Origin of the sequence: Rhodopila sp. (genome assembly GCF_035548235.1) — a bacterium.
GTDB lineage: Bacteria > Pseudomonadota > Alphaproteobacteria > Acetobacterales > Acetobacteraceae > Rhodopila.
Map to the genome: position 1 here is coordinate 1 of NZ_DASZTJ010000028.1, position 8,336 is coordinate 8,336.

The window sequence follows — 8,336 nt, forward strand, 5'->3', positions numbered from 1 at the left end:
AGCAGTCGGCGGACTTTGCGTGTTCGGCGTGCTTTGCGGTTCCATTTCCACGGGACTCCGATCCCGCCGACAACCCCCCACCAAGCTGGCCCCGACGGACCAACCTGCACAACCCGACGGCAGTCTCGACCAGGCGAATGACCGCCTTGATGATCGCGTGCTCCGCGGCCAGCAGCACCCCACGGGTCGAAACCGGATATTCGAAACTGACCCATCACCCGGTGGAGAGGAAGTCGTGGATGGTCGGGCCAAGCCCGACCACGACGGGGGCCAGGACCCGGCGGACCTACTCCCGTCCCCGGCGCAGCAGGCTGTTGATTATCCGGAACAACGGGATCGCCATCTGGCCCAGGCTGAACGTCGCGCTGACGCTCTGCAGCGCGCGCCTGCGGACCTCCAGCGCTTCAAGCTCTACCCGGCTGGGCGATGACCGTGAGGCCAGCAGCAGGAATCCCACCGCGATCGCCAGATCGGCGCCGCCCAGGATCCCCGCCGTCGCATAGGCGTTGAAACCCTCCGCGCCGCGCAGCCAGACCCAGGCGGCGAGGTGGGCAAACGTCAGCACGCCGATCAGGAACACCAGCGACAGGCATGCGAAGATGATCCGCATCACGATGCGGCTCGCCATACTCCGCCAGCGCAGGCTTTCGGCTTGCAGGGCGACCTGCAGAAGGCGGTAGATACGCATGCGTCAGCGGGAGAAGCGTCCGATCGCCCAGCCGACCGCTGCCGCGACGACGACCAGGCCGACCTGGGCCAGCGTGACCTCGCCCAGCGCGGCCTTCGCCTGTTCGCGGGTGATGCCCGTCGCCTCGGACAAGGCGGAACCGGTCCGGTTGGCGACATGGGAGACCGAGGGGCCGATCTCCTTCACCAACGCCTCGACCTGCGCGCGCAGGCGCGAGACCTGGGCCTGGGTGTCTTCCAGCTTCGCGCGGGCTTCACGTCCAAGAGGCATGGTTCGCTCCTTTCATCCGGGCCGCGCGCCAGAGGGCAGTTCGAGGCCAATCCAAGGCGGCATGTGCGGCGGCGGCCTATGTGGAAGCGTTACGTAGGCTCTCGGCGTTCCTTGACGAACCAGTCAGGATCGCACAGTTGCGCGAGCGATCCTGAACGGCCGTCCCGAGGCTCAGGTGTTCATGGCATCGAAGAAATCGTTGTTGGTCTTGCTGTATTTCAGCTTGTCCAGCAGGAATTCCATCGCATCGGTGGTGCCCATCGGGTTCAGGATGCGGCGCAGCACCCACATCTTGGACAGCGTTCCACGCTCCACCAGCAACTCTTCCTTGCGGGTGCCGGACTTGGTGATGTCGATGGCGGGGAAGGTGCGCTTGTCGGACAGCTTGCGGTCCAGGATGATCTCGCTGTTGCCGGTGCCCTTGAACTCTTCGAAGATCACTTCGTCCATGCGGCTGCCGGTGTCGATCAGCGCGGTGGCGATGATGGTCAGCGAGCCGCCTTCCTCGATGTTGCGGGCCGCGCCGAAGAAGCGCTTGGGGCGCTGCAGGGCGTTGGCGTCGACGCCGCCGGTCAGCACCTTGCCCGATGACGGCACCACGGTGTTGTAGGCGCGCGCCAGGCGGGTGATCGAGTCCAGCAGGATCACCACGTCGCGCTTGTGCTCGACCAGGCGCTTGGCTTTCTCCAGCACCATCTCGGTGACCTGCACATGGCGCGTCGCCGGCTCATCGAAGGTGGAGGCCACGACCTCGCCCTTCACGCTGCGGGCCATGTCGGTGACTTCCTCGGGCCGCTCGTCGATCAGCAGCACGATCAGGAAGACTTCCGGGTGGTTGGCGGCGATGGCGGAGGCCATGTTCTGCAGCATCACCGTCTTGCCGGTGCGCGGCGGCGCGACGATCAGCGCGCGCTGGCCCTTGCCGATCGGGGTGATCAGGTCGATGACGCGGGGGGTGAAATCCTTCTGCGGGCCTTTGGCGACCGACTGGAAGGTTTCGTTCTCCATCTTCAGCCGCTCTTCGGGGTAGAGCGGCGTCAGGTTGTCGAAGTTGACGCGATGGCGCACGGAATCCGGCGCCTCGAAATTCACCTGGTCGACTTTCAGCAGCGCGAAATACCGCTCGCCGTCCCGTGGCGCTCGGATCTGGCCGTCCACGGTGTCGCCGGTGCGCAGGCCGAAGCGGCGGACCTGGCTGGGGGAGACATAGATGTCGTCGGGACCCGGCAGGTAGTTCGCTTCCGGGGAGCGCAGGAAGCCGAACCCGTCGGGCAGGATTTCCAGCGTGCCCTCGCCGTAGATCGCCTGGTCGTTGTCCGCGAGGTTCTTCAGGATCGCGAACATGATGTCCTGCTTGCGCAGGGAGGACGCGTTTTCGACTTGGAGGGATTCGGCGAAGTTCACCAGTTCGGCGGGTGACTTCTTCTTCAGTTCCGCAAGATGCATGCGTGAGGGGCCTTGGGGGTGAGAAGGCTGGGGGCCGCGGGACAGACTCGTGCCAGGGGGCGCGGGGTTTCGCGCGGTCAGCAGCCGGATGGAAGTTAGAGGCCGGTCGCATGGGGTGCGCGGAGCACGGGCGACCGATTTTTAGGAGGGTTCGGGGACATTAGGGAGCGAATCCCGGGAAGTCAATGGGTTGGGTGTCCAAAGGACCGCATTTTCCGGGACAGGGTCGAGCGGGTCGCGGGGCGCGCACGGAGGCGCCCGCTGTGCGGGCTTGAGGAACGCACGGTGTCCACGGAGCCGTCTTGGCGATGCCGTCGCCCAGGGTCGTCCCAAGGAGATCGCCCCAGGGGAGCGCCCAAGGGAGCGCCAGGGGGAGCGCCCAGGGGGAGCGCCCAAGGGGAGCGTCCAGGGGGGGGACGCTCAGGGCATTCATGGCGCCTCGCTTGACCGGTGCGGCCATCTGAGCCCCTCCCGTTCGCACCGAGAGGCGCAGCATGTCGGCGGGCTGGCAGCCGGGCCGGCCCGTAGCCGCGGCGACGACGCGGTCGAAACCCAACTCGCCAAGTGATTGCAGGCTTCCGGCTGGATTTCAGTAAACTTTGACCTCGGTCAAGGTGATGCGCGCATTCATCACCATGATGATGGTGGCGAGGTCTGTTCCGGGGAGATCAGAATGCTGGATCACATTGGCCTGACCGTGTCGGATTTCGCCCGTATCCGGAACTTCTACACGCAAGCGCTCGAGCCGCTGGATATCACGGTGGTGATGGAGGTAAGCGGGCAAGAAACGGGTGCGGGCGCGCATGCAGGGTTCGGTCAGAGCGGAAAGCCGTCATTCTGGATCGGATCTGGCAACAAACCGTCAGGTCCCGTCCATGTCGCGTTCACCGCTTCCACGAGGAAGCAGGTGGAGGATTTTTATGCCGCAGCATTGGCGGCGGGTGGTCGCGACAACGGCAGGCCCGGGCTGAGACCGCACTACCACGCGAGTTACTACGCGGCCTTCGTTCTGGATCCGGACGGCAACAACATCGAAGCCGTGTGCCATGATCCGAGCGGCTGAAACCGCCCCGATCGTTTGGCATGACCGGCCATGGAAGTTCGTTGGAGCGGCCCTCGCCTGCGCATCCGTCGTATTTGCGTGCTGGGCACAGTGCGGATGCTGGCTGTCGCTCCACGCATCGGCGAAACCCCGGCGGTGCTTCCGGAAGCGCCGGCGATGCTTGGCTTTAGTTGGATTGCATCGGCGTGGAGCATGCGTCGATTCAAAGTTCAGGAAGCGGCCGGCTCGCGAATCTTCGAGGGCCTGGCGGCTTTCTTTCTGTTGATCTTGGCTGGACCATGCTTGTCGCCGACGGTCATTGGCTGAGTTTGGGTCGGCCGATCGAACGGCTCCGGGCGCTGCGGGCCTGGCCGCCCAATTCGCTTGCGCCAGCTTTAGCGGGTCACGACCAGGCCGCGATCCCCAGCGAAGCACAGCCGGCGGTTTTCAAGCGCGAAGCGCATCAAAACCATCGATGCCATCAAAGACGAACGCAGCCCGGGACAAAGGAGCAACGACTCCGTGACCACCGTGCCCTCCCGCGCAGCGGACATCTCCGTGCGAAACGACCGGCGGTCACAGCCGCGCCGTCCCCGACGTGGAGCAGCCTAAGCCAGCCGCTCCAACGCCGCCTGCAGCCGCGCGATTTCCGAACGGGCGGTCGCAAGGCGGTCGCGGTTTTCGGCAACGACCTCCTCCGGCGCGCGGCGGACGAAGTCGGCGTTGGCCAGCTTGGCTTCCGTCTTCTTCGCCTCGGCTGCCAGCTTGTCGCGTTCCCGCGCCAGGCGCGTCCGTTCCGCGGCCAGGTCGATCAAGCCCTCCAACGGCAGCGCCACGGTGGTTTCATCCAGTACCGCCTGCGCCGACCCTTTCGGCACGTCGCCGGACAGCACCCGCACGTCGGATGCGCGCGCCATCCGGCGGATCGCCTCCATCCAGCGATCCACCCGATCCATCGCCGCCGGCGGGGCATCGCGCAGCAGGATCGGCGAGGTCTTGGACGGCGGCACGTTCATCTCGTTGCGAACGGAACGGACCAGCCCGATCAATCGCACCACCCAGTCCAGCTCGACCCGAGCGTCCTCGGCGCCGGCGACAGGAGATGCGGAGGGCCAGGCCGTGCCGATCAGGCTGCCGGCTGGACCGTAGCCGAAACGGTCCCACAGTTCCTCGGTCACGAACGGGATCGCCGGGTGCAGCATCTGCAGCACCAGGCCCAGGACATGGGCGGCGGTCGCGCGCACCTCGGCCGCGTCGGCCGGATCGGCGCCCTCGGCCAGCAGCGGCTTGGCGAGCTCCAGGAACCAGTCGCAGAACGTGTTCCAGACGAAACGATACCCCGCGGCGGCATACTCGTCGAAGCGATACGCCTCCAGTGCCGCCGTGGCCTCGGCCAGCGCCGTGTTGGCGGCGTCCAGCAGCCAGCGGTCCAGGGGCAGCTTCGCCGAGGCCGGATCGAAGCCCGCGTCGGGTGCCACGCCGTTCATCTCGCAGAAGCGGGCGGCGTTCCACAGCTTGGTGATGAAGCCGCGATAGTCGTTGACGCGGGTCTCGCCCAGCTTCACGTCGCGGCCGGGGCCGGTCAGGGCGCAGATGGTGAAGCGGAGCGCGTCGGCGCCGTACGTCTCGATCAGCGCCAGCGGGTCGATGACGTTGCCGGTCGTCTTCGACATCTTCCGGCCCTGCTCGTCGCGCACCAAGCCGTGGATGTAGACGGTGCGGAACGGCACGTCGCCCATCATCCGCAGGCCCAGCATCATCATGCGCGCGACCCAGAAGAAGATGATGTCGAACCCGGTGACCAGCACGTCGCCGGGGTAGTAGCGGGCGACCTCCTTCGTCTTCTCCGGCCAGCCCAGGGTGGAGAACGGCCAGAGGCCGGAGCTGAACCAGGTGTCCAGCACGTCCTCGTCCTGCGCCAGCGCCTCCGCGCGGCCGTAATGCGCCTGGGCCTGCGCTTTCGCCTCGGCCTCGTCATGCGCGACGAAGCACTGGCCGTCGGGGCCGTACCAGGCGGGGATGCGATGGCCCCACCAAAGCTGGCGGGAGATGCACCAGGGCTGGATGTCGCGCATCCAGGCGAAGAAGGTGTTTTCCCATTGCTTCGGCACGAAGACGGTCTTGCCGCTCTCCACCGCCGCGATCGCCGGCTTCGCCAGTTCGCCGGCATTGCAGTACCATTGCGTGGTCAGCAGCGGCTCGACCGGCACGCCGCCGCGATCGCCGTGCGGCACCTGGTGCGTGTGCGGCTCCACCTTGTCCAGCAGTTCCAGCCGTTCCAGCTCCGCCACGATGGCGGAGCGGGCGGCGAACCGGGACTGGCCGGCCAGGGTGCGGACGAAGGCGGGATCGGCGACGCCGGGGATGGACGCAAGCACGTCCTCGATCTCCGCCAGCGTGACGTTGGCCTGCTTGTCCAGGACCGAGGGCATGGGCAGGTCGTGCCGCCGTCCGACCTCGAAATCGTTGAAGTCGTGCGCGGGGGTGATCTTCACCGCGCCGGTGCCTTTCTCGGGGTCCGCGTAGTCGTCGCCGACAATCGGGATGGAGCGGCCGACCAGCGGCAGGATCGCCCGCTTGCCGATGAACTTCGCCAGCACCGGATGGTCCGGGTGTACCGCGACGGCCGTGTCGCCCAGCATCGTCTCCGGGCGGGTGGTGGCGACGATGATGGACGCGCCCGGCTCCCCCTCGATCGGGTAGCGGATGTGCCAGAGATGGCCTTTGACCTCCCGATTCTCGACCTCCAGGTCCGAGATCGCGGTCAGCAGCTTCGGGTCCCAGTTCACCAGCCGGCGGTCGCGGTAGATCAGCCCGTCGCGGTAGAGGCTGACGAACGTCTCCCGGACCGCGACCGACAGGCCGGCATCCATGGTGAACCGCTCGCGCGGCCAGTCCAGGGAGGCGCCGAGGCGGCGCAACTGGCGGGTGATGGCCCCGCCGGATTCCGCCTTCCACTGCCAGACCCGCTCCAGGAACGCGTCGCGGCCCATGGTCCGGCGGTCCTTGCCTTCGGTCGCCAGCAGGCGCTCCACCACCATCTGCGTGGCGATGCCGGCATGGTCGGTGCCCGGCTGCCACAGCGCGTCGCGGCCCTGCATGCGCCGGTAGCGGACCAGCGTGTCCTGGATGGTGAAGGTCAGCGCATGACCCATGTGCAGGCTGCCGGTTACGTTCGGCGGCGGGATCATGATGGTGAAGGGCTGCGCGTTCGAGTCCGGGTCGCAGGCGAATTTCCCCGCGCTTTCCCATTCCTCGTAGAGCCGAGGCTCAACCTCGGCCGGCGCGAACCGGCTGTCCAGCGTCATCACACACTCCCGCACATCACTTCGCGTATGCGAAGGAGGCGCGGTTTATCAGGGAATGACGCGGCCGACGACCCTTTCGATTTCGGCGCGCACCAGACGCTCCACGATCGGGGGCAGGTTGGTGTCCAGCCATTCCTTCAGCAGCGGGCGCAGGGTGGCGCGGACCATGTCCTCCAGCGTCGGGCCTTCCGCCCAGACCTTGGGCCGGCGGTCCGCCGCCAGGGTGCGCATCAGCGTGCCCATTGCGGTGGCCGCGGCGGCCGCGGCCTCGGGGGCCACCAGGTCGGGGGCGCCGGGCACAGGTGCGTCGACAGCAGGGGACGGGTCGGCCGGTGCGGCGTCATCCGCCGGCTCGGTCTGCGCCATGTCCTCAAGGTCGCCCTGCGGCGAGCCTTGCGGAACGGCCTCCTGCCCCTCGGCCGGGCCGGCTTGGGGTTCACCCGATGGGTCCAGCATCATCGACTTGTCCAGCACCAGCACGCCGTCGTCCGGATCCGCCGCCGGTGCCGCCGCGTCGTCGGCTGCCGGCTCCTCGTTGAGGATGCGGCGGATGGAGGCGAGGATCTCCTCCATGGAAGGATCCGCTTGTGGGGAATGAGGGGGTGCGGGCGGTGGAGAGGCCATCAGTCTGTAACCATCCTCGTGCTTCAGCGGTTCGGCTGATCGGTCGCGTAGTCGCCGAGACCGGCCCAACGGTCCTTGACCGCGTTGTAATAGGCCGTCTCGTCATACAAAGGCACCGGCAGGTGCAGGTCGCGCGCGGTCAGCCGCCCGATCGCCGCCGCCACCTGGTAGGAGGCGGTGATGACCTGGGCCAGGTTCTGCACCAGCGTCACGCGGGAGTTCAGCAGCGCCTGCTGCGCGTTCAGCACGTCGAGCGTGGTGCGGCTGCCGACGATCGCCTCCCGCTCCACGCCTTCCAGCGCCACCTCGTTCGCCTGGATCGCCGCTCGGGTGCTGTCGGCCGAGGCCTTCGCCGCGGTCAGCGTGTCCCAGGCATTGACCGCGTTCTGGATGGCGGTGCGGCGGGCGTCCTCGATCAGCCGGTGGCTCTGCTGCTCCGTCTGGCGGGCCTGGCGGACGGCGGAATATTCGGACCCGCCCTGGTAGAGCGGCACCGAGACCTGCGCCAGCACCTCGTACCCGTTGGCGGTCGTGCTGCGGGCGGCGGCGTTGTTCTGCTGGAAGGCCTGGCCCTGCAGGCTGACCTGCGGCAGCAGCGCGCCGAACGCCGCATCGACCGCGTCCTTCGCCGCCGCATCGTTGAACAGCGCGTTGATGACGCTCGGATTGTTGACCGAGGCGAGCTGCGACGCGGCCTGTTCGGACTTGATCGGCAGGACCAGGGGCTGCGGCTCCACCAGGTCGTCCGGGGGATAATAGCCGATCACCTGCACGAAGGTGGCGCGGGCAGTGGCAAGGTTGCCTTCCGCCGTCTCCCGCGTCGCGCGTGCGCCTTCCAGCGCGGCCTCGGCCTGGGCGACGTCGGTGCGGGTGATCTCACCCACGCGGAAGCGGTCGTTGGTCGCCTGGAGCTGCTTGGCCAGCACCTGCTCGTTGTTGATCTGCAGGGCCAAAAGCT

8 protein-coding genes are annotated in these 8,336 nt (G+C 67.4%); 2 read left to right on the forward strand and 6 right to left on the reverse strand.

Annotation, left to right across the window (positions count from 1 at the left end; translation table 11 throughout):
• Positions 1-286: 286 nt before the first annotated feature.
• The 3 genes from VHB27_RS01510 to rho all read right to left on the reverse strand — a co-directional run bounded on the left by VHB27_RS01510 (position 287) and on the right by rho (position 2,404).
• Complete coding sequence (locus VHB27_RS01510; RefSeq protein WP_325596994.1) at positions 287-688, reverse strand: hypothetical protein; 402 nt, start codon at positions 686-688, stop codon at positions 287-289.
• A gap of 3 nt (positions 689-691) precedes the next feature.
• Positions 692-958 carry a hypothetical protein gene (locus VHB27_RS01515; protein WP_325596996.1) on the reverse strand — a complete coding sequence of 89 codons (267 nt, stop codon included), beginning with the start codon at positions 956-958 and terminating at the stop codon, positions 692-694.
• A gap of 171 nt (positions 959-1,129) precedes the next feature.
• Positions 1,130-2,404 (reverse strand): transcription termination factor Rho, encoded by a 1,275-nt coding sequence (gene rho, locus VHB27_RS01520; protein ID WP_325596998.1) that lies wholly within the window; start codon positions 2,402-2,404, stop codon positions 1,130-1,132.
• Between the two features lie 673 nt (positions 2,405-3,077).
• Between rho and VHB27_RS01525 the strand changes: the two genes are divergently transcribed.
• Both VHB27_RS01525 and VHB27_RS01530 read left to right on the forward strand, forming a co-directional pair.
• Positions 3,078-3,467, forward strand: coding sequence for a VOC family protein (locus VHB27_RS01525; protein ID WP_325597000.1), 390 nt, complete (start codon positions 3,078-3,080; stop codon positions 3,465-3,467).
• 30 nt (positions 3,468-3,497) lie between these two features.
• Positions 3,498-3,773: a hypothetical protein gene (locus tag VHB27_RS01530; protein ID WP_325597002.1), complete on the forward strand. Its 276-nt coding sequence runs from the start codon at positions 3,498-3,500 to the stop codon at positions 3,771-3,773.
• Between the two features lie 281 nt (positions 3,774-4,054).
• Here VHB27_RS01530 and VHB27_RS01535 read toward each other — a convergent pair whose 3' ends face one another.
• The 3 genes from VHB27_RS01535 to VHB27_RS01545 form a co-directional block, all read right to left on the reverse strand.
• Positions 4,055-6,754, reverse strand: a complete 2,700-nt coding sequence (locus VHB27_RS01535) for a valine--tRNA ligase (RefSeq protein ID WP_325597004.1) — start codon at positions 6,752-6,754, stop codon at positions 4,055-4,057.
• Between the two features lie 48 nt (positions 6,755-6,802).
• Complete coding sequence (locus VHB27_RS01540) at positions 6,803-7,327, reverse strand: DUF2497 domain-containing protein (RefSeq protein ID WP_325597006.1); 525 nt, start codon at positions 7,325-7,327, stop codon at positions 6,803-6,805.
• A 74-nt stretch (positions 7,328-7,401) separates the two neighbouring features.
• Positions 7,402-8,336 (reverse strand): TolC family protein (locus VHB27_RS01545; protein ID WP_325597008.1); only part of this gene is annotated, 935 nt, incomplete at its 5' end.

What these genes read in the sequence shown, in the direction of transcription:
- VHB27_RS01530 (WP_325597002.1), top strand. Translation starts at nt 3,498, where the DNA reads ATGGAAGTTCGTTGGAGCGGCCCTCGCCTGCGCATCCGTCGTATTTGC.
- VHB27_RS01535 (WP_325597004.1), bottom strand. Translation starts at nt 6,754, where the DNA reads ATGACGCTGGACAGCCGGTTCGCGCCGGCCGAGGTTGAGCCTCGGCTC.
- VHB27_RS01510 (WP_325596994.1), bottom strand. Translation starts at nt 688, where the DNA reads ATGCGTATCTACCGCCTTCTGCAGGTCGCCCTGCAAGCCGAAAGCCTG.
- VHB27_RS01540 (WP_325597006.1), bottom strand. Translation starts at nt 7,327, where the DNA reads ATGGAGGAGATCCTCGCCTCCATCCGCCGCATCCTCAACGAGGAGCCG.
- VHB27_RS01515 (WP_325596996.1), bottom strand. Translation starts at nt 958, where the DNA reads ATGCCTCTTGGACGTGAAGCCCGCGCGAAGCTGGAAGACACCCAGGCC.
- VHB27_RS01525 (WP_325597000.1), top strand. Translation starts at nt 3,078, where the DNA reads ATGCTGGATCACATTGGCCTGACCGTGTCGGATTTCGCCCGTATCCGG.
- rho (WP_325596998.1), bottom strand. Translation starts at nt 2,404, where the DNA reads ATGCATCTTGCGGAACTGAAGAAGAAGTCACCCGCCGAACTGGTGAAC.